This window comes from Syntrophorhabdaceae bacterium (genome assembly GCA_035541755.1).
Classification (GTDB): domain Bacteria; phylum Desulfobacterota; class Syntrophorhabdia; order Syntrophorhabdales; family Syntrophorhabdaceae; genus PNOF01.
The window spans coordinates 55,710-75,620 of record DATKMQ010000100.1; the positions used below are offsets into that span (position 1 = coordinate 55,710).

Here is a 19,911-nt window from a genome sequence, read left to right on the forward strand (position 1 = left end):
GTCCTCGTGATACCAGGCGAGCAATGCTTAAGGATCTTGCGACGAGCGCCCGAACAGAGCCTTATTTATTGACTTTTTTACCCTCTTAGGTCTATCTTATCGGCAATGAAAAAGGAATTGCAGCGCTTGGCCAAGATACGCAACATAGGCATTGCGGCCCATATTGACGCAGGCAAGACCACGGTTACCGAGCGTATTCTTTACTATACCGGTAAGACCCACAAGATCGGAGAAGTCCACGAAGGAACCGCGATCATGGATTATCTCCCGCAGGAGCAAGAGCGGGGTATCACCATTACATCGGCGGTGACCACGTTCTACTGGGAAGACCACGAGATACAGCTTATCGATACGCCGGGACATGTGGATTTCACCATCGAGGTGGAACGGTCGCTTCGGGTCCTCGACGGGATGGTGGCCGTATTTTGCGGTGTGGGAGGGGTCGAACCCCAATCCGAGACGGTCTGGCACCAGGCGGACAAATACCACGTGCCGAGGATCGCCTTCATAAACAAGCTCGACAGGCTGGGTTCCGATTTTTTTCGTGTCGTGGACCTCATCGTGGAGAAATTCGGGGCCAACCCCATTATGCTTCAGATACCGCTCGGCAGGGAAGACGGTTTCTACGGCGTTGTCGACCTCATTGCCATGAAAGGCATCGTCTGGGACGAGGAAGACATGGGGGCTACCTACCGCTCTATAGCCATACCACCTGAATACCAGGAAACTGCTCGTCGGTACCGGGAGAAGCTCTTCGACAAGCTGTCTCTTCTCGATGACGAATTCATGGAACACTATCTGGAAGGCGGAGAGATCGACGAGGCCCTGATTGTAAAAGCGCTGAGGACTGCGACTATCGCCCTGAAATGCGTACCGGTTCTCTGCGGATCGGCGCTCAAGAATAAGGGCATCCAACCGCTTATCGATGCGGTGGTCAAGTATCTGCCGTCTCCCCTCGACGTTCCGCCGGTAACGGGAGAGAACCCGGACAACTCCGAACTGGAAGAGAGGAAGGCAAGTGTAGACGAAGACCTCGCCGCGCTTGCCTTCAAGATCGTCATTGAAGAAGGAAGGAAACTTACCTATATTCGCATTTATTCGGGCAAACTCAAGGTGGGCGAAGAGATTTATAATGTAAATCTTCGCAAGAGGGAGAAGGTCAGCCGCATCTACAGGATTCACGCGAACCATAAAGACAGGATTGAGGGGGCTGAGGCAGGTGCCATAGTTGGCATCGTGGGATTAAAAGAGACCTCCACCGGCCATACGCTCACCAGGGCTAAACCCATACTCCTCGAACCCATTGAGATCTATGAGCCCGTTATCTCCATTGCCGTTGAGCCCGTGCGCAATGTGGACCAGGACAAACTCATGCTCGCGCTCACGAGGATCGCGGAGGAAGACCCCACATTCGTGCTGAGAGCAGACGAAGATGCCTATCAAACGGTCGTTTCCGGCATGGGTGAGCTGCACCTCGATGTAGTTGTGAAGAGGATCAAGGAAGAGTTCGGCATCGACCTCCATGTGGGCAAGCCCCAGGTAGTTTACAAGGAAAGTATAGAAAAGCCCGTATCCAGGGAGCACAGCTTCGAAAAGATCATCAACGGCGTGCCCTGCAGAGGATGGGTGTCGCTTAGTATCGCGCCCAACCGAAGAGGCAAGGGGATTGTCACGACAAATCGTATTTTAGAGACGCATCCCGTGTTTCCTTTTGTCGAGGCAATCGAGGAGGGCGTCCTGGAAGCTTCAAACATAGGGGTTCTCAAGGGGTATCCTCTCACCGACGTGATGATCGCCATCAACGATGCCTCATTCAGCAATCCCGAATTTGCCCGGCTCACTCTGAAAATGGCCGCATATGATGGATTCCGCGAGGCATGTTCCGAGGCGAACCCTATCGTGCTCGTGCCCGTCATGTCCCTCACGGTGACCACGCCGAATGAATTTCTCGGTGATGTTATCGGCGATCTTAATGCCCGCAGGTGCCAGATTGCCGAGATACTGGCCAAGGACAGGATCACGGTGGTAAAGGCAGCCGCGCCACTCACGAATATGTTCGGTTATTCCACAGACATCCGTTCCCTCTCCCAGGGCAGAGCCTCCTTCACCATGTATTTCTCGCACTATGACAGGATAGAAAATGGATAACATCAGCGAAGTGCTGAAATCCCTGCGTGAGCGGCAGAGCTTTGTATCGGGAGATCATATTTCTGCAAAATTGAAGGTTTCGAGAACGGCGGTCTGGAAGTACATGAATCAGCTTGAACGATGCGGGTATGTGATCAGCAAGGCCAAAGGCAAGGGATACATGCTCGTTTCCACGCCGGACAAGCTTTATTCCTGGGAGATAGACAGGTACCGCGACACTTCGATAATCGGGCAAAAGATTATTTACAAGGAGAACGTGGACTCCACGAATACCCTTGCCTTTAAGCTGGCCATGGCCGGAGAGGTGGAGGGCGCGTGCGTGATAGCCGAATCGCAAGAAAGAGGAAAGGGGAGACTGGGGAGAAGGTGGTGTTCGACTACGGGGCGAAATATCTACCTTTCTGTGATCGTGAGGCCGAGGGTCCACCCTTCGCAGGTCTATCCCATTACGTTTCTATCCTCTCTCGCCGCCTTCGACACCGTTTATGCGCTGACCTCCATTACGCCCACGCTCAAATGGCCGAACGACGTGTTACTCTCCGGGAGGAAGGTGTGCGGGACATTACTCGAGCTTTCAACGGAAGCCGATATGGTCAGATTCGTGGTCATTGGCATTGGATTGAACGTTAACATGCGTGAAGACGAGCTCGATGCTGAGATCAGAGAAAAGGCGGGCTCACTCTCGATGGCTACGAAAAAGGTCTTTGAAAGAGCATCGGTCTGTGGTATGCTTCTTTCCAATCTGGAGAAATACTACCTCCGTTTTCGGGAACAGGGGGCAGAAAAGATGTGTCGCCTCTGGGAAGAAAGGGCCGGGATAAAAGGAAAATACCTGGAGATAACCCAGATGGGTGAGACGCACAAAGGCGTTGCCCGCGGCGTGGATAAGGATGGCGCGATTCTGCTTGATATCGACGGAATTACAAAGAAAATCATTGCAGGGGATGTGAGTTACTAGATGCTCCTCGTTATCGACATCGGAAATACAAACATAGTCTTCGGCGTATATGACGGCGATACCTTCATCAACCACTGGAGGCTAAGCACCGTCCTTAATAAAACTCACGACGAATACGCTATCCTTCTCAATAGCCTTCTCTACATGGAGAAAATACGATTAAGCGAAATTGACAGCGCCATCGTCTCCTGCGTCGTGCCCCCACTTCGTATCCCCTTCGAGATTACCTGCCGCAAATATACCGGCATCACACCGATCTTCGTGGAGCCCGGCATCAAGACAGGTATGCCGATCCTTTCGGAAAATACGTCCGAGGTCGGAGCCGACAGGATCGTGAACGCCGTAGCAGGTTACGACAAATACAAACGACCCCTCATTATCGTGGATTTCGGTACGGCGACGACATTTGACTACGTGACGCCCAAAGGTGAATACGTGGGCGGCTGTATTGCCCCGGGGATCATGATATCCTTGGAGGCGCTTTTCGAACGGGCATCCAAGCTTCCCAGGGTGGAACTCGCCCAGCCCAAGAATATAGTGGGAAGAAACACCGTGCATGCCATGCAGGCGGGTATCACATACGGCTACGTGAGCCTGGTCGACGGGATCGTGAAAAGGATGAAAGACGAGGTGAAAACCGACCCATACGTGATCGCGACCGGAGGGCTCTCAACGCTCATATACAAGGGCTCAGAGACGATCGACGAGGTGGACGAATTCTTAACCCTGCGCGGTCTCAAGCTCCTCTACGAAAAAAACAAAGAGTATCACAAGTTCAAATAGCAAAAACAACGGCTTTATTCTTTCACATCTCAAGGAATCATGTTTGAGGATGTGCTTGCCGGATGATTGCGCCGATCGGCGTCAGGCTAGGCACGTCATGGCCGCTTGAGCGGCCTTTGTGTCTTCGCCTTTTTCGGTGCGGGCGATGAAATCGAGAACCGTACGCGTATAATCTTCGGGCCGCTGCTCATACGTGTTGTGGCCGCATCTGGGAAAAACGGCCAACTCTCCTTTAGGGAGATGGCGATAGAAGGCGATTGCCTGCTCTACATCGAAGATGGAACTGCGGTCCGGATAGAGTACGAGTGTGGGACATGATACGTGATGCAGAACTGGCCTCAGGTCGAAATAATCCACACCATAGGCCCCGCCGTATTTGGCAAACTGGTCGTAATTCGTCTCAGCCGCTTCGCCATGCCAGTCAATCATCTTGGCCTTGAGCTCGGGCGCAAGGTCTGAGAATCTGTTGACGAGCCTCATACGATTGAGCTCCACCATGGGGACTTCGCTGAAACATTGAGTGCTGGCAACAACGAGGCTTTTGACTTCTTCGGGGTATTTGACCGCATAGTCCACCCCGACCACGCCGCCTTCGCATTGTCCTACGAGGTGGCACGCCCCGATGCCGAGACTTTGTTTGACCGTCCTCAGTTCTGCCACACTTTCCGGCCGATACCGCTCGGTTTCATAAAAATTCTGAAAGTCACTACCCCGCTCTGATCGACCAAAACCACGGCGGTCGAACATCACCACCGTGTAACCTCGGGCCATAACCGCGGGATAAACGGCTTTCCATATCTTGCTGCACCCGAACCCGTGATGCATTAAAATCACCACATCGCCCTCACCGTGGACCTCGTAATAAACAGAAAGATGGTTTACGTTAATAAAGGGCATCGATCACACCGCTTACGACAAAAAATGGGGCCTAAGCTCATAAAGAGAGAACGCCTACGATTTTTGACACGTGCAGATTCTCCTATTTTTGCCGGATAATTGCAAATACTTTCTCTAGGAAGGGATGGCGCGCTACTCAGCGCACGCTCTCATCAGCTTGCGGTTGCGCGCCCTTGATTTTAAAGGTCTTCTTCTACGGCACACGCCGCACGTATCCGGTTCCTTTTGTTTAGGCTTGACATGAGAGGCGTGCGCCCTTACACTTTTTTCATAGACAAAACCAGAGAGAAAGAAAGGGAGGATAGCCATGGATAAGAGAGTGTTCGATCTCTATGACGAATACAGTCGAGGATTGCTCGACCGCCGCGGGTTTCTCAAAAGATTATCTCTCATCGCAGGCGGCGTGGTAGCCGCAAATGCCCTGTTTGCGATGCTGGAGGACAGGTATGCGGCAGCAGATATAGTTGCCAAGGATGATCCACGCCTCTCAAACGAGGATATTACCTATCAGGGCGCCACTGGCGATATTCGTGCCAAATTATCCCGACCGCGAAAGGATGGAAAAGTGCCAGGTGTGGTCGTTATCCCTGAGAACAGGGGCCTCAATGCCCACATTGCCGATGTGACGAGACGTATCGCCCTGGAAGGCTTTCTCGCCCTTGCCCCCGATCCTTTATCGCCTCTTGGAGGGACACCGGAAGATGAGAGCAAGGCCGTGTCGCTCATCGCTCAACTCGACCAGCAATCCACCATAAAGAATTATGTTGCGGCCGTAAAGTATCTGAAGACACATCCCATGTCCACAGGTAAAGTGGGGGTTGTGGGGTTCTGCTGGGGCGGCGCCATGGCCAACCAGGTTGCGGTGAATTCGCCCGATGTTTCGGCTGTAGTCCCATACTATGGCGCGCAGCCTGCTTCTGAAGACGTACCCAAAATCAAAGCGTCTCTACTACTCCATTACGCAGGCCTCGATCAGCGCATCAATGCGGGTATTCCCGCCTACGAGGCGGCCTTAAAGAGGGCGTCGGTCGATTACAAGCTATATATGTATGAGGGCGCTCAGCATGGTTTCAATAACGACACGAACGCCGAACGATATAGCAAAGAGGCGGCCGGGCTTGCATGGGGACGCACCATTGCCTTTTTCAAAGAGAAACTGAAAATCTAGTAAGGTGCGAAAGACCGCTCACGCTTGAGCGTCAAAGAAAGGCCCGGACATCTTCGCACAGGGCTTCTCACTTACCCATGCAGCACTTTTTGTATTTTTTTCCGCTGCCACAGGGGCAGGGATCGTTGCGACCTGCTTTAATACCGGGTTTCGCGCTCCGGTTCGGAGTTTCCAACGCTCTATCCTGCTTGTTTCCTTGCCACAAGGCTGACACCTCGTCAATAAAAGGGCGGCAATGGGTGAAGAAACGTTTGTAGCCGGCACAGAGGTAGTTGAGATCCCGTGCGCCGCGGGGCGCGGGCATAAACCGGTCCTTGGGGCAACCCCCATTGCAGAGGGTAAGGACTTCGCAGGTTTTGCACGCGAGGGGCAGACGATCGAACTTATCCTGCCCGAAAGCCCTTTGCCGGGGACTTTCGAGAAGCTGGGCGAGGGGAGTATCACAGATATTGCCGAGCCGATAGCGCTGATGCACAAAGTGATCGCAACAAAAGACATCTCCGTTGTGTTCGACCACGGGAATATCCCCGCATGTCTTCCGGAAAATGCAGAGTGCATGTTCCCCTCTTATGCCCCCTCCGATCGCCTCTTCGAATATCTGCACGGTGACGCGGCCTATGTCACACGCGAGCCACTCATCAAAGATCGCGCAGAGGAAATCACCAAGAGCCTCGGCAGGCACCGTACTATCGCTTACCCGGCGTGTGCGAGAGTCAAATTCAACGAGCGGTAAAAAGCCGATATAGCGGACGCCGGTCTGCTTGAAGAATCGATATACCTCGGTGGGATGGCGCACGTTTTTGTCATTTACCACACAGAGCACATCGAAGGGGATCCGGTGCTTTTGCAGGAGTGTAATCCCGCGCATGACCTGTTTGTGCGTAGGCCCCTGCGCCCTGGTCAGGCGATAAAGGTCGTGGAATTGCTCGGGACCATCGAGACTCACCCCCACTCCGAAACCCTCCGAAGCAAGAAACTCGCACCACTCTTCGTCGAGGAGGGTACCGTTTGTCTGGATGCCGTTTTGTATACGCTGCCCGTGACCACGATGTCTGCGTTGCAACTCAACAATCTTTCGAAAGTAGTCGAGCCCCAGGAGAGTGGGCTCGCCTCCATGCCAGGAGAAATGTATGACCTGTTCATCAAAAGCCTCGATATGCTGGGTAATGTACGTTTCGAGGATCTCATCGGACATGCGAAAGGAGTTACCCTTTCCATAGAGATCTTCCTTGTTCAGGTAGTAACAGTAGCGACAGGCGAGGTTGCAGGCTGGCCCGGCGGGCTTGGCGAAAATCTGGAATTCACGGGAAACCTTCACTTGTGGTCACCTCTTTGCGCCGGTCATGAAGAAAATGATCAATAGCTACAACAACGATCGCACATTCAAGGAGTATAAGGAAATTGGGCTAGCCGGTCAACCCCGATGGCCGCCCGGAGAAGTTGTAATCGCGTTCACATGAAATCTCAAAATCCCGGTGCGTACAAAAACGGCTTTCAGACAGAACACAACCGTATTGCCATCAACGGGTCGCTTTTAGATAGGAGGTCACGTCTCTTACGCTTCCCACGCTCTTTGCATGGGCAATAGCCTTGGCGATTTCATTCTCTGAGCCGACGATACCCAGGAGAACGACATTGCACTGTACTACTTTCACATCGATGTTCGTTGACCAGATGTCCTTATCCGCGATGAGCTTGGCTTTGAGCTTGGTGCTGATTTCAAGGTTGTCCGTTATCCCGCATGTATCTGACTTTTTCTTGCGAAGCAGGTAGGGAATTACGGACTTGACGCCCGACGCGGTACTTGCGAGCTGCATCGCCCTGTCTCTCTCTTTTTCGGTCTCGTATTCACCCACAAGATAGACCTGACCGTAGTAGCAGTACGTTGAGATATCAAGGATCTTCACCGTATCGTCTTGCAGGAATCTCTGCTGGATCGTGAGTTTAATTTTCTCGTCAGAGGCGATTGTCTTGACGCTGCGCTCTTCCACGGCAACACCGTAAGTCGATTGATAGACCGTGGAGCAGCCGCATAACACCGACGAAATAAGTGCACAGATTATCATGAGATGCTTCTTCATCTATATTTTCTCCTTTTCTCTTTCTGTATCGGTTGAGGTCTCTTTCTCACAACACACGGTCTCGCGCACGACGTCACCGTCAGGGAAGCCTCAGCTTTGCCCACGAGGTCATTTCAGTGCCTTGCCAAAAGTATCGAGAAAAGCTATCTCGCTTAGAGGCTTGCGTGGCGTCTCGGGGCCGACAGGATCATCGAAATAACCGAGAGGCGTCATTTCGACCATGCTGAATCCTTCGGGAATTTTCAAGAGAGCTTCGACCTTTTCTGCGTCGAAAGAACCGACGTGGACGGTGCCCAGGCCGAAGTTCCACGCGGCAAGCACAATATGTTCCATGGCGATGCCGCTATCGAACATGAACCAGTCACCCTTGTTCGTTCTCGGCTCGCCACGCCCGTAACCGGAAGCCCCTCTTTTTGCGGCCACGCAGATGATGACCGGGGCCTGCTTCATGGCCTGGGTAGCGGGGTTACCCGGCCGCAGGGCATCGACAAGCTTTTCTCTAATGCCTGGGTCCTTAACCACAATAAAACGGCAGACCTGCGTATTGGCCCATGAGGGAGACCGTCTCGCCGCCTCCAGGATTTCAGTGATTATCTCATCAGGCACCGGATCGTTCCGGTATTTTCTCACGCTTCTTCGCTCCTGAATCACTTTCAACAGGTCCATGTGTTCATTATGGCGCTGGTACCCATGATTGTCAAGAGCGCGAGTTTTCGCGGCGCCGCAGCTGAAAGAGACGCGCCGTTAAAGGGGATTTTTAGTTGACTTCCACTGTGGGGGCCTATAGATTATGTTCCATGAACGCCGGAATTCAGGCACGAAGACAGATCGCTGTGCTCGCGCTTCTTTTTTTGATGGTGATGGTCCCCGCCTGTGGAAATAATCCCTATCCCCCCGAGAGCAACAAGGTGATCGCCTACACGGCGCTCGGCGAGGACCCGAGGACACTCGACCCTGCGCAGGTCTCCGACACCACCTCTGCCGAGATACTGACACAGATCTATGACGCCCTTTACCAGAACGCCTACCTCGATAGACCCTACAAGGTAGTGCCGGCGCTCGCAGCAGACTATCCCGTGAAACATACTTTTTCCGAAAATGTTGTGGAAAAGGGCATAACCAAGAAAATGACCAGGATGGAATATACCTTCACCCTGAGAGACGACATATATTTTCAGGATGATCCCTGCTTTCCTCAAGGCAAGGGCAGGCGCGTTACCGCTCTGGATGTGGTCTATGCGATCAAGAGGCTCGCTGACCCGGCAGTACAATCCACGGGATACTGGCTTGTGGCCAACAAGATAAAAGGGATCGACGCATTCTTCAAGAAAGCGGCGGCGGCAGGAAAGGCGGATTATTCTCAGGAGATAGAAGGCTTAAAAGCCGTCGACGACCGCACGCTCAGGATTACCCTGACCGAGGCTTTTCCCGCTTTCATCTACGTCATGAGCATGCCGTATACGGCCCCGGTTGCGCATGAGGCGGTCGAATACTACAACGCATCGGGAAGGGACGGCTTCTCGCGCCATCCGGTGGGTACCGGCGCTTTCAAACTGAAATCCTGGAAGAGACAGCACAGGATCGTACTCGAACGTAACCCCAATTTCCGGGCAGAGTATTACCCCTTAACCGGTGCACCGGGTGACGCCGAAAAGGGCCTACTTGACGACGCAGGAAAGCGATTGCCTTTTCTCGACGAGGTCTGGTACTCGATCATATCCACGGCCCAGCCCGTCTGGCTCCTCTTTCTTCAAGGCTATCTCGATACCTCGGGCGTGCCGCAAGACCAGTTCGATCGGGTGGTCACCAAGAACCTGGAGCTCTCCGGCGATTTTATCAAAAAAGGTATAAGCCTCGAGATAGCGAGCGATCTCGATATTTACTATCTTGCCTTCAATATGCGCGACCCCGTGCTCGGCAAGAACAAATATCTCCGACAGGCCCTCTCTCTCGCCTACGACACGGACCTCTATAACGAGATCTTTATGAACGGACGGGCGATCAACGCGCAGGGTCCTTTGCCGCCCGGTATCTTCGGATATGACCCTTTGTTGAAGAACCCGTATAAAACCTATGACCTGACCAAGGCAAAGGAACTTCTCGCTCGTGCAGGCTATCCTGATGGGATTGATGAAAAAACGGGAAAACAGCTTGAGCTCACCTATGACATCGGCTCAGATTCTACCAGGGCCCGCGAGGTGGCGGCCTTTGACATGCGGTGTTTCGAACAACTCGGCATTAAGATGAAACTTCAGGTCAATACGTGGTCCCAGCAGCTTGAGAGAAGCCATAAAGGTACATTCCAGATGTTCTCTCTAGGCTGGGTTGCCGACTATCCCGATCCGGAGAACTTCCTCCAGCTCCTCTACGGGCCGAACGCGCCGCCAAACCCTAACAGCTCGGCATTTTCCAATCCTGAATATGACAGACTCTATGAGCGTATGAAAGGCATGGAGGATTCGCCGGAACGCGAGGCCATCATCCATAAAATGGTCGCAATTGTCACCGAGGAATGTCCGTGGATATTCAGTTTCCACTCACCCTCCTATGTGTTGCGCCACGCATGGTACAAGAACGGCAAGGCGCATAGCATTTCCGGGAACTACAAGAAATATATTCGTATCGATTCCGGCGCGCGGCGGGATTACTGGAGGCATGAGGATAAGCCGAACCTTACAGCGCTCATCTGCGGATTGGTTTTATTCGCCATCATCCTCGCTCCCGCGGTGCTCATCAAATATAGAAGGAGGAGGAGATAGTATGCTCTCCTACATAGTGCGCAGATTTCTCCTCGCTATACCCACGGTCATCGGCGTCTGCCTCGTGACCTTTCTGCTTTTTAATGTGTTTGCCTCTCCCGAGGCCGTGGCGAGAAAGCAGCTCGGAAAGAACCCCACAGAGACGCAGATTGCAGCCTGGGTCGCTTCACATGGCATGGATAAGCCCATGTTCTTCAATCTTCACAGGGAAAAAGACGGCAGGCTTCATCCCTTCGATAGTCGCTTCTGGAACCACATGAGGGAACTCGTACTCTTCCAGTTTCCGGAATCGGATTACCTCCATGAAAAGGTGACGAGCCTGTTGAAACAAAAGATCGGTCCTTCGCTCTCTCTCACCGTGCCGGCCTTCCTGCTTTCCATGATCGTGACGCTCCCTATTGCGCTTTTCATCGCCTATTACAGGGGCACATACATCGATAAGCTTGCGCTCTTTATCTGCGTGATCCTTATGAGCATCGCTATTCTCAATTACATAATTTTTGGTCAGTATCTTCTGGCCGTTGTGTTTAAATACTTTCCCATTTACGGTTATGACTTCGGTGTGGGCGCCTGGAAATTTCTTTTGCTACCCGTGATTCTTGCCGTGGCATCAGGGCTCGGCGGCGGGGTAAGGTTCTACCGGACCATCATGCTTAATGAAGTCCGCGCCGATTATGTGAGAACGGCCATGGCCAAAGGCGTAAGCGAAGAAGGCATTCTCTTCAAACATGTGTTGAAGAATGCCATGATACCGATCCTTACCACCACGGTGCTCTCCATACCATTTCTCATCACCGGAAGTCTCCTTCTGGAGATCTTCTTTGGCATACCGGGCATGGGTAATCTCATGATCAACGCGATCAACAATCATGATTATCCCGTGATCAGGACGCTTGTTTATATCTACTCTCTGCTTTATATCGCTGGCAGTATCCTGACGGATATAAGCTATACGCTTGTTGATCCCAGGGTAAGTTTTAAGTGAGGAAAGTGTGTGACTGAGTCGCATCTCAAGATAGCAATAAGAAGGATTCGAAAAGACAGGCTCGCTGTGGCAGGGTTCTTGGTCATCTGCATTTTTGCGCTCGTGGCCTGCCTCGATTGCATACCTCTGCCCGTGAGGGAGGCTTCAGGCATAAGGTGGGGCCGGACTGCGCTTGACGCGGCTTTCAACAAGGAGCCCGAAAAGTCCTATTCTCCGCCGCTTGCAGACAGGGGCCTTCTCAACAGAAAAGAATTTGCGCTCGCGTCCCGGCACCTTTTGGGTACGAACAATCTTGGCGAGGACGTTTTGTACAATGGGCTCAAAGGGGTGAGGACCGCCTTTGTCATCGGTATTGTCCCCACGCTGATCGCGGCCCTGTTTGCCGTGATGCTGGGACTTTTTGCGGGCTACTACGGCGGCTTCATAGATGATCTCATTCAGTATGTCTATCAGGTGCTCTCGTCCATCCCGAGCATACTCCTGCTTATTGCTATGCTCATGATCATGGAGCGCGGCTTGTGGCAGCTCTGTGTGGCGCTCGGGGTTACGAGCTGGGTCGGACTGTGCAGGCTCATCAGGGGCGAGACCCTGAAGGTGAAGAACATGGAATACGTGGAGGCGGCACGTGCACTCGGCGCGAGCGATGCAAGGCTCATCTTTCGTCACATCCTGCCTAATGTGATGCATATCGTGATCATTGAGATTACCCTCGATTTCTCTGCGCTCGTTATGACCGAGACGGTACTTACTTACATCGGTGTGGGTGTGGAACCAGGCACGGGCAGCTGGGGAAGGATGATCATGATGGCCGACAGGGAGCTCGCCAACGGCATCTGGTGGAACTTAAGTACAGCCTCGGCCTTTCTCTTTATTCTTGTCCTGGCCTTCAATACGTTTGCCGACACATTGCGGGACGCGCTGGATCCGAGGTTGAGAAAGGGCTGATATGGACGATGTACTGAACATAGATAATCTGCACACGTATTTTTTTACGGACGAGGGGATAGCCCGTGCGGTAGACGGCGTTTCACTTTCCATCGGAAGGAACAGGACGCTCGGCCTCGTGGGAGAATCCGGTTGCGGAAAATCGGTCACGGCCCTCTCGGTCTTGAGATTGGTCCCGTCTCCTCCGGGGAGAATAGTGGAGGGGAATATTACGCTTGCAGGCAGGCAGATCGCGTCGCTTTCCGAAATTGAGATGCGCGATATCCGGGGAAGGCTTGCATCGATGATATTTCAGGAGCCCATGACGAGTCTCAACGCCGTGTTCACGGTCGGGACGCAGATCATGGAGGCGGTAGAGATACATACACGCATAGGAAGGAATGATGCCCGCGAGGTGGCCATGGAATATTTGACGAAGGTAGGCATACCGGGCGCCCGCGGCGTCATGTCAAGCTATCCACACCAGCTTTCAGGCGGGATGAAACAGAGGGTGATGATAGCCATGGCGTTATGCCTTAAGCCCGCACTCCTCATTGCCGACGAGCCCACCACCGCCCTTGACGTTACCATTCAGGCGGGAATATTGAGACTCATGAAGGACCTCCAGCAGGATAACGGATGCGCCGTTCTCCTTATTACCCACGATCTGGGCGTCGTGGCTGAGATGGCCGATGAGGTTGCTGTCATGTACGCGGGCAAGATCGTTGAATCGGGCCCCTGCGAAGCGATCTTCGCATCCTTTCTGCATCCTTACACGGAAGGACTTTTCAAGAGCCTGCCGGGAAGGACCGAACGGGGCGCCAAACTCTATACCATAACGGGCACGGTTCCCTCGGCCCTCAAGTTTCCGGAGGCCTGCCGGTTTCATACACGCTGTCCTCTCGCCATTGAAAGATGCAGGCTCGAAGAACCGCCGCTCGTGGAGGTCGCCGTGGGCCACAGATGCGCCTGCTGGGTTCGGGCCGGAGAGGTGGACAGAAATCATGCTTGAAGTAAACGGTTTGAAAATGTACTTTCCTGTGAAGCACGGTTTTTTGCGCCGCACAGTAGGTCATGTGAAGGCCGTTGACGACGTGTCCTTCTCTGTGGGTAAAGGCGAGACCCTAGGCCTCGTGGGAGAATCCGGTTCAGGAAAAACGACAGTAGGTAAATGCATTGTGAGACTCTATGACCCCACGGGTGGGCGCATTTTCTTTGATGGCGCGGATATCGCTCACCTCACACCGGGTGAGCTCAAGGCATACAGAAAGAAGATGCAGATTGTGTTTCAGGACCCCTTCGGTTCGCTTAACCCGCGCATGACAGTATCCGACATCGTGGCCGAGGGGCCACTCATTATGGGTGAGGTCTCAGTGGCGAAAAGGGTAGAAGAACTTCTCGATATCGTGGGCCTATCCAAAGAAGCGGCCTCCCGATATCCCCACGAGTTCTCCGGAGGCCAGAGGCAACGGATCGGTATTGCCCGCGCCCTCGCGGTAAACCCAACCTTTATAGTCTGCGACGAACCTGTCTCTGCCCTGGATGTCTCAATTCAGGCACAGATCATAAACCTCCTTGAAGACCTCCAGGCCAGGTTCTCTCTCTCCTATCTCTTTGTGGCCCATGATCTCTCGGTGGTGCGTCATATCGCGGATCGGATCATGGTAATGTATGTGGGGAAGATCATGGAAGAGGCGCCGACAGAAGAGCTTTTTGCGAACCCCCTCCACCCTTACACCAGGGTATTGTTCTCATCCATTCCCTCGCTTGATCCCAAAAAGCGGCGCGGTTTTAGCCCCCTGACCGGAGAGCCTCCTTCGGCGTTTGCGGCGCAGCCGGGATGCAGGTTTTCGGCCCGGTGTGCAAAAGCAGAAACCGGATGCAGCCAAGGGGAGGTTGAGCTTGTCGAAGTCTCGCCCGGCCATCGGGTGAGGTGTGTGTTACGTCCATGAGCGTGGGCGAGATGGTCGGACGAAGCGGCGTGGTGAATCGTTGGGTTGCTATTGCCGAGAATGCTTGATCCTTCTCGTAGGCATCAGTTGCGTAGGCATCGAGAGGACAATACGCCATGGAGGTGATGTTGCTATCGTATTCGTATGCGCCGGCCACCGAACCCATGGAGTGTGAGGCGGCCATTCCACCACGGTCATAGGTTGAAGCGCTTAAGCGCGAATCAATTGAATGCTCCATGACTATCCCGGTATTCCCGTAAGGTATACGGGAAGAACGGCGTGAGTGGACACACGCGTGGAATGGTAAGATGGATATGCCATGGACTGATATGTCTTGCTGGCCGAAGACTGTACTGAACGTACGTCTGAAGGCGCATGACACGGCAGGACGCGCAGAGACACGTTCCTGAACACGCGTGTGTCCAAACACATAACATTCATGGTTTTTAAAGATAAGCTGTCAAGAGAATTCTCAAGAAGGTCTGTAACCCACCCGATCCGGCATAAGCCCTCAGGTTCGATCCACCCGTTCAGAATAGAACGCCATTAAATCATTGACTTTCCGCGGCTTCAATTATACATTACGGACAGATGAGCGTAACAAAACACATAAAGAGTAAGTTCTTCACAGGCCTCTTTATACTCATCCCCCTCATCGTCACCCTCTACATTATCTACTTTGTCATTTCATTTTTTGAACCGCTCGTAGCCCCCCTCGTGAAAAGCGCCCTCGCGCGGCTCTCCGGTCGGGAGCTTTATATCCCCGGGGCGGGCTTTATCCTCTTTATCATCATTACCTATATTACCGGCATCCTTGCCTCGAACTACTTCGGGAAGAAGGCCCTTGCCCGCGGCGAGCAGCTCCTCAAAAGAATCCCAGTGGTGAAGAGTATCTATGGGTCGGTGAAAGACATGACAGAGGCCTTTTCATCAGACAGGATCAAATCCTTTAAGGAAGTGGTCCTCGTGGAATATCCATTTCCCGGGCGATACGCCATCGGCTTCGTCACGAAGAGAATCCAGATCAACAGCAAACAGTTGTGCTCTGTTTTTATTCCCACCACCCCCAACCCCACTTCCGGTTACATTATCCTGGTTCAGGAAGAAGAACTCACGTTCCTCGATATCCCCGCTGACGACGCCCTGAAGTACATCATTTCCCTCGGGACCGCCCGAACTGAAGCGCCATGGAAAGAGAAAAAGCCCTTTCTTTCCTGACAGGCTTCAGAAAGGTCGTCTTAAGGTCTCTCGCCGCGGTCGCTGTGGCAGCCATTGTGAGCTTCATCTACGCCAGAGACATTATGAAGCTTCTTCTGAAAACGGCGGGGATCAAGATCTATTTCTTTTCCCTGCCGGAAGTATTTCTTACCGCCCTTCAGCTTGCTTTGTACGGAGGAATCTTCTTTGCGCTGCCGCTCATCATCTACCTCGCGTGGCGTGAGATCAGAAACCTGGTTGGCACGAGACCGGTCTATGGCTACGCCTTCATACTTTCCGCCATCGTTCTTTTCTACGGGGGGAGTCTCTTCTGCTACCGGTTCGTTCTTCCCTCGGGCATAGGGTTCCTCATCAGTTACGAGGGCGGCGCCGTAAAAGCCATGATATCCGTGGAACGTTTCGTTGTGTTCTGCAGCGCCATGATTTTTGCGTTCGGAGCTACTTTTGAGGTCCCCATCGTCATGCTTATCCTCGCTAAAATGGGCATTGTGAAGTCACGGATGCTTTCGAAGACGAGGAGGTTCGCGATTCTTTTCATCGCCATCGCCGCTGCCATAATCACCCCCACCCCCGACGTCTACAACATGATGCTCCTCGCTGTGCCCATGTATGTCCTCTATGAAGCGGGGATCGTCCTCGTGAAGCTCACGGAGAGGAGTCGTGGAAGAGCTGACCGATAGCGCCGTATGCAGGGCTGTAAGTCCCAGGAAAAACGCCTTGATTTCTTCGCGAGCCCGGGCACGTGTTCGCCATGCGATCGCGCTCGCGAAATTTCAAATCTGTTTTACGCGCGGCGAATTAAGAACCGGGGCTGCGTAGGTGCCCGCGAATGCCCTCGACATAATTGTCGTCACATGTGCGTAAGTTCGACACTTATTACCTTGCGTTACGAGCCAATTAGTCCGTTTTCTGGATCACATCATCAATTATTTCATGATGTTATGCGATACATTGTGTCTGGCATGCATATTGCTCATCGCAAGGTATGGCCGATTTGAAAAAAAGCATGAAGGAGGTTACAATGAAAAAAGGTATTATCGTGGCCATGGCCTTGATTTTTCTGGCGGTCGCCACGACGACTATATACGCAGCGGGCCCGGGAAACGGACCCATGGGCCGGGACGGTTCGGCTCCGCCTCGGGGCGGGGGGATGGACAGGGGGCAGGCGGGTCCCATGGCGGGGCTCAATCTGAGCAAAGACCAGATGAGCAAGATGTGGCAGCTCAGGGAAAAGTACCGTAATGAAACTCAGGCGATAAGGTATGAGCTCTTTCAGAAATCCCTGGATTTGAAGGCCCTTTACGCGGACCCTAAAGCCACTGATGCCGCGATCCTTGCCAAACAGAAAGAGGTGAGTGCCTTAAGACATCAGATAGAGGACAGGATGGTCCAGCTGAGACTCGACTTAAGAAAGATACTGACCCCGGAACAATTGCAGAAGCTGAGCGAGCGAGAGCCTTTTAGAAACGGAAGGTTCATGAGAGAGGACGGGCCTGAACCCAGGCCATAAAAGATTCGGCCGTATAGACGCGGCCGGGAAAAGCCAAATATTTGGATAAAAGGTAGCGGCTTGAATGGGGCATAGCTACCTTCCCAATTCAAAGGAGGGAGAAACATGAAAGGAATTTTAGCGACTCTTGTAATCATTGCGACTGGATTTACCATGTTTTCGTGTGCATCCGAAGGTTATAACACACAAAAAGGGGCTGCAATCGGGGCCGGTTTGGGCGCCATTGCGGGACAGGTGATCGGTCATGACACCGCATCAACCCTTATTGGTGCTGCGGTTGGAGGGCTGGCAGGGGCCGTAGGTGGCAACGCGGTCGATCAGAACGTGCAGAATCAAAAGATAGATGCCCAGAGATCCCAGGCAGTGGCTGTTCCGGCGCCTGCGCCGCAGGCACAAGAAGCCCCTCCGGGACAATGGGTTGAAGTTCCCGGACAGTGGTCAGGTGGAAAATGGGTACCGGCCCATAGGGTGTGGGTACCGGTCAATCCATGACAAAGCTGTTTGCTTTTTTTCTGCTGGTTCTTCTTTACGTGCCCCCTGTTCTTGCTCAGGATTCATACTCTGACTTCGAGAGGGGGCTCGATCTCTCAGAGCCTCAGAGGACCCAGATTAAAGGCATACGCAATAAATACATCGGTGAATGGAACGCGATAACAAGGGAATCTGTGCAGAAAAGACTCGAACTCAAGGAACTCGATAAACACCCTCAAGCCAATGCCGAAAGGATTGGAAGACTCCAGACCGATATACGAGAACTGGAGACATCGCGGGACAACATTTACCACCAGTACAGATCGGAGGTTTCAAGGACTCTTAACGAAAGACAGAGGGAGCGCTACGATAACTTCCTCAATAACGAGGACAGAAGAATCAAACTGATGGGTCCTCGCCAGCCGAGAAGGTATGGCCGATAAAAAGACCATAATCTTTCCCACCCTGTTATTTGCCATATTCTTTTTTTGCATCACCGCTACGGGGTTCGGGCTCATCAAGGTCATTACCACAAATATCAGCGGTCTTTTGAAAGGCGAAGGCGAAATCGTCTATAACCATATCAAGCAGGAGATAGATGTTGACCTTGAGTATTTAAGCCTCCTGGAAAAATCCCCAGCCATCATAACCCCCAACTTTCTCAACATTATGATTTCAGATGAGACCATGGTTGAAGATCTCTACAACCTCATGAGCAATACGGACAACACGCGGCTCGACCAGCTCCCGTTCGCGAACCTTCTTGTATTGGATAGTGGCGGCAATATAATCTTGCAGAAAGGCATGATCCAGATAACAGCAGCCCAGCTTCATCCGCTCGTGGCCGGCCAGCAAGAGACCGTATTAAGAATGCCGACGAGCAAAGACAAATCCCTTTTTATGGGTATTCGGGTGAGAGACCGTATTTTCTTTTTCAAGATCGACGAGTCAGAGCTGGAACTCTTAAGAAAGAAGTTTATTATACAAGACCTCCTCGATAGAGAGGAAAAGCGGTTCAATATCATGGGCATCAATCTTTACGACGAGAAGGGAATAGGAATGCCCTTCATGGGACAGAGCTACGAAAAGAAAGATGCCTTCGTGCTGTCAAGGCCTCTCGATTCGAAATTTCTCCCCGGCTATACTGTGGAGATACTGATATCGAAGGATCTGGCAAAGAATACTATCAGGAGTACCACGCTCAGTTTTGTTGTTATTCTCATTCTTCTCACGCTGTCCGGCGCATTGAGTACCTTTGCCATATTTCTTCTCGAACGCAAGCACGGAAAGAAGGTGAGCGAAATGGAGAAGGAGATGGAGGTGAAAGAGAGGCTTGTCTCACTTGGAAGACTTTCCTCGGGCATGGCCCATGAAATACGCAACCCGCTTAATGCCATGAGCCTCTCGGTCCAGCGGCTTAAACGGGAATTCCTGCCGGCGGAAGAGAAGAAAGAGGAGTACCTCGCCTTCCTCGATATCATAAGGAGCGAACTCGTGAGGATTGACAGGATTGTAGAAGAATTCCTGCTCTCCACCCGGGCTCAGGCCCCCTTCGTCAGTGAAAACCTCTACGCCCTGCTCGACGAGGTCCTCACCATTGTAACGGAGAAGGCCGCTTCAAAAGGGATTGTCGTCGCCAACAGAGTGGATGCGGCCATCCGAATCGAATGCCAGAAGGACAGGCTGAAACAGGCCTTCTACAACATCATCCTCAACGGGATTGAAGCCATAGGCCAAAAAGGGAGTATTGTGGTGCTGGCAAAAGAAAAGGATGGTTTCGTGACCATCCACATTAAGGATTCCGGCCCGGGTATCAAGGAAGAAGAGCTTCACAGAATTTTCGAGTATTACTACACGACCAAAGACAAAGGCATGGGCGTGGGTCTCCCCATATCGTATATGATCGTTAAGGACCACGGAGGCGAGATACGAGTGATAAGCGATGAGGGACACGGAGCGACTTTTGTCGTGACACTGCCGGTGAAGCAGGTCCGAACCATGGGCGATGAAGAGACACGGGTTAGGGCAACATGACTGAGAAGGGTTTAAGAAGACCG

19 protein-coding genes are annotated in these 19,911 nt (G+C 52.6%); 15 read left to right on the plus strand and 4 right to left on the minus strand.

The genetic code is table 11. From position 1 onward, the window contains the following. Positions 1 to 105: 105 nt before the first annotated feature. The 3 genes from fusA to VMT62_10310 are packed head-to-tail and all read left to right on the plus strand — an operon-like array spanning position 106 to position 3,889. The gene (gene fusA, locus VMT62_10300; protein HVN96811.1) at positions 106 to 2,148 is read left to right on the plus strand and encodes an elongation factor G; all 2,043 of its coding nucleotides are present in this window, start codon (positions 106 to 108) and stop codon (positions 2,146 to 2,148) included. Then, the gene (locus tag VMT62_10305; protein HVN96812.1) at positions 2,141 to 3,106 is read left to right on the plus strand and encodes a biotin--[acetyl-CoA-carboxylase] ligase; all 966 of its coding nucleotides are present in this window, start codon (positions 2,141 to 2,143) and stop codon (positions 3,104 to 3,106) included. The genes fusA and VMT62_10305 overlap by 8 nt, the downstream gene beginning before the upstream one ends. Beyond that, positions 3,107 to 3,889, plus strand: coding sequence for a type III pantothenate kinase (locus tag VMT62_10310; GenBank protein HVN96813.1), 783 nt, complete (start codon positions 3,107 to 3,109; stop codon positions 3,887 to 3,889). Positions 3,890 to 3,970: 81 nt separating this feature from the next. On the opposite strand, the gene VMT62_10315 is transcribed toward VMT62_10310, so the two are convergent. After that, positions 3,971 to 4,726 carry an alpha/beta hydrolase gene (locus VMT62_10315; protein HVN96814.1) on the minus strand — a complete coding sequence of 252 codons (756 nt, stop codon included), beginning with the start codon at positions 4,724 to 4,726 and terminating at the stop codon, positions 3,971 to 3,973. Between the two features lie 367 nt (positions 4,727 to 5,093). Between VMT62_10315 and VMT62_10320 the strand changes: the two genes are divergently transcribed. Next, entirely contained in the window at positions 5,094 to 5,954 is an 861-nt protein-coding gene (locus VMT62_10320) for a dienelactone hydrolase family protein (GenBank protein ID HVN96815.1), read from the plus strand. 67 nt (positions 5,955 to 6,021) lie between these two features. On the opposite strand, the gene VMT62_10325 is transcribed toward VMT62_10320, so the two are convergent. The 3 genes from VMT62_10325 to VMT62_10335 all read right to left on the minus strand — a co-directional run bounded on the left by VMT62_10325 (position 6,022) and on the right by VMT62_10335 (position 8,701). Further along, entirely contained in the window at positions 6,022 to 7,272 is a 1,251-nt protein-coding gene (locus VMT62_10325; GenBank protein ID HVN96816.1) for an anaerobic sulfatase maturase, read from the minus strand. Positions 7,273 to 7,474: 202 nt separating this feature from the next. Further along, positions 7,475 to 8,035 carry a BON domain-containing protein gene (locus VMT62_10330; GenBank protein ID HVN96817.1) on the minus strand — a complete coding sequence of 187 codons (561 nt, stop codon included), beginning with the start codon at positions 8,033 to 8,035 and terminating at the stop codon, positions 7,475 to 7,477. Between the two features lie 108 nt (positions 8,036 to 8,143). After that, entirely contained in the window at positions 8,144 to 8,701 is a 558-nt protein-coding gene (locus tag VMT62_10335) for a nitroreductase family protein (GenBank protein HVN96818.1), read from the minus strand. A 131-nt stretch (positions 8,702 to 8,832) separates the two neighbouring features. On the opposite strand from VMT62_10335, the gene VMT62_10340 reads away from it, so the two are divergent. From VMT62_10340 to VMT62_10390, 11 genes are all read left to right on the plus strand, one after another. After that, positions 8,833 to 10,794 (plus strand): ABC transporter substrate-binding protein, encoded by a 1,962-nt coding sequence (locus VMT62_10340; GenBank protein ID HVN96819.1) that lies wholly within the window; start codon positions 8,833 to 8,835, stop codon positions 10,792 to 10,794. Position 10,795: 1 nt separating this feature from the next. Continuing rightward, on the plus strand, positions 10,796 to 11,779 hold the full coding sequence (locus tag VMT62_10345) for an ABC transporter permease (protein HVN96820.1): 984 nt from the start codon (positions 10,796 to 10,798) through the stop codon (positions 11,777 to 11,779). A 9-nt stretch (positions 11,780 to 11,788) separates the two neighbouring features. Next, the gene (locus VMT62_10350; protein ID HVN96821.1) at positions 11,789 to 12,724 is read left to right on the plus strand and encodes an ABC transporter permease; all 936 of its coding nucleotides are present in this window, start codon (positions 11,789 to 11,791) and stop codon (positions 12,722 to 12,724) included. Position 12,725: 1 nt separating this feature from the next. After that, a complete protein-coding gene (locus VMT62_10355; GenBank protein HVN96822.1) occupies positions 12,726 to 13,715 on the plus strand; it encodes an ABC transporter ATP-binding protein in 990 nt (329 codons plus the stop codon). Next, positions 13,708 to 14,655 (plus strand): ABC transporter ATP-binding protein, encoded by a 948-nt coding sequence (locus VMT62_10360; GenBank protein ID HVN96823.1) that lies wholly within the window; start codon positions 13,708 to 13,710, stop codon positions 14,653 to 14,655. The genes VMT62_10355 and VMT62_10360 overlap by 8 nt, the downstream gene beginning before the upstream one ends. Before the next feature lie 591 nt (positions 14,656 to 15,246). Next, positions 15,247 to 15,873 carry a DUF502 domain-containing protein gene (locus VMT62_10365; GenBank protein ID HVN96824.1) on the plus strand — a complete coding sequence of 209 codons (627 nt, stop codon included), beginning with the start codon at positions 15,247 to 15,249 and terminating at the stop codon, positions 15,871 to 15,873. Then, positions 15,843 to 16,553, plus strand: a complete 711-nt coding sequence (locus tag VMT62_10370; protein HVN96825.1) for a twin-arginine translocase subunit TatC — start codon at positions 15,843 to 15,845, stop codon at positions 16,551 to 16,553. The genes VMT62_10365 and VMT62_10370 overlap by 31 nt, the downstream gene beginning before the upstream one ends. A gap of 341 nt (positions 16,554 to 16,894) precedes the next feature. Beyond that, the gene (locus VMT62_10375) at positions 16,895 to 17,383 is read left to right on the plus strand and encodes a Spy/CpxP family protein refolding chaperone (protein ID HVN96826.1); all 489 of its coding nucleotides are present in this window, start codon (positions 16,895 to 16,897) and stop codon (positions 17,381 to 17,383) included. Between the two features lie 105 nt (positions 17,384 to 17,488). After that, the gene (locus VMT62_10380) at positions 17,489 to 17,875 is read left to right on the plus strand and encodes a YMGG-like glycine zipper-containing protein (protein ID HVN96827.1); all 387 of its coding nucleotides are present in this window, start codon (positions 17,489 to 17,491) and stop codon (positions 17,873 to 17,875) included. Further along, complete coding sequence (locus VMT62_10385) at positions 17,872 to 18,297, plus strand: Spy/CpxP family protein refolding chaperone (GenBank protein ID HVN96828.1); 426 nt, start codon at positions 17,872 to 17,874, stop codon at positions 18,295 to 18,297. Before VMT62_10380 ends, VMT62_10385 begins: the two co-directional genes overlap by 4 nt. Further along, positions 18,287 to 19,888 (plus strand): HAMP domain-containing sensor histidine kinase, encoded by a 1,602-nt coding sequence (locus VMT62_10390; protein HVN96829.1) that lies wholly within the window; start codon positions 18,287 to 18,289, stop codon positions 19,886 to 19,888. The genes VMT62_10385 and VMT62_10390 overlap by 11 nt, the downstream gene beginning before the upstream one ends. Positions 19,889 to 19,911: the final 23 nt, after the last annotated feature.

Coding starts and splice junctions, on each gene's coding strand:
- fusA (HVN96811.1), top strand. CDS start 106: ATGAAAAAGGAATTGCAGCGCTTGGCCAAGATACGCAACATAGGCATT.
- VMT62_10305 (HVN96812.1), top strand. CDS start 2,141: ATGGATAACATCAGCGAAGTGCTGAAATCCCTGCGTGAGCGGCAGAGC.
- VMT62_10310 (HVN96813.1), top strand. CDS start 3,107: ATGCTCCTCGTTATCGACATCGGAAATACAAACATAGTCTTCGGCGTA.
- VMT62_10320 (HVN96815.1), top strand. CDS start 5,094: ATGGATAAGAGAGTGTTCGATCTCTATGACGAATACAGTCGAGGATTG.
- VMT62_10330 (HVN96817.1), bottom strand. CDS start 8,035: ATGAAGAAGCATCTCATGATAATCTGTGCACTTATTTCGTCGGTGTTA.
- VMT62_10335 (HVN96818.1), bottom strand. CDS start 8,701: ATGGACCTGTTGAAAGTGATTCAGGAGCGAAGAAGCGTGAGAAAATAC.
- VMT62_10340 (HVN96819.1), top strand. CDS start 8,833: ATGAACGCCGGAATTCAGGCACGAAGACAGATCGCTGTGCTCGCGCTT.
- VMT62_10345 (HVN96820.1), top strand. CDS start 10,796: ATGCTCTCCTACATAGTGCGCAGATTTCTCCTCGCTATACCCACGGTC.
- VMT62_10355 (HVN96822.1), top strand. CDS start 12,726: ATGGACGATGTACTGAACATAGATAATCTGCACACGTATTTTTTTACG.
- VMT62_10360 (HVN96823.1), top strand. CDS start 13,708: ATGCTTGAAGTAAACGGTTTGAAAATGTACTTTCCTGTGAAGCACGGT.
- VMT62_10365 (HVN96824.1), top strand. CDS start 15,247: ATGAGCGTAACAAAACACATAAAGAGTAAGTTCTTCACAGGCCTCTTT.
- VMT62_10370 (HVN96825.1), top strand. CDS start 15,843: ATGGAAAGAGAAAAAGCCCTTTCTTTCCTGACAGGCTTCAGAAAGGTC.
- VMT62_10375 (HVN96826.1), top strand. CDS start 16,895: ATGAAAAAAGGTATTATCGTGGCCATGGCCTTGATTTTTCTGGCGGTC.
- VMT62_10380 (HVN96827.1), top strand. CDS start 17,489: ATGAAAGGAATTTTAGCGACTCTTGTAATCATTGCGACTGGATTTACC.
- VMT62_10385 (HVN96828.1), top strand. CDS start 17,872: ATGACAAAGCTGTTTGCTTTTTTTCTGCTGGTTCTTCTTTACGTGCCC.
- VMT62_10390 (HVN96829.1), top strand. CDS start 18,287: ATGGCCGATAAAAAGACCATAATCTTTCCCACCCTGTTATTTGCCATA.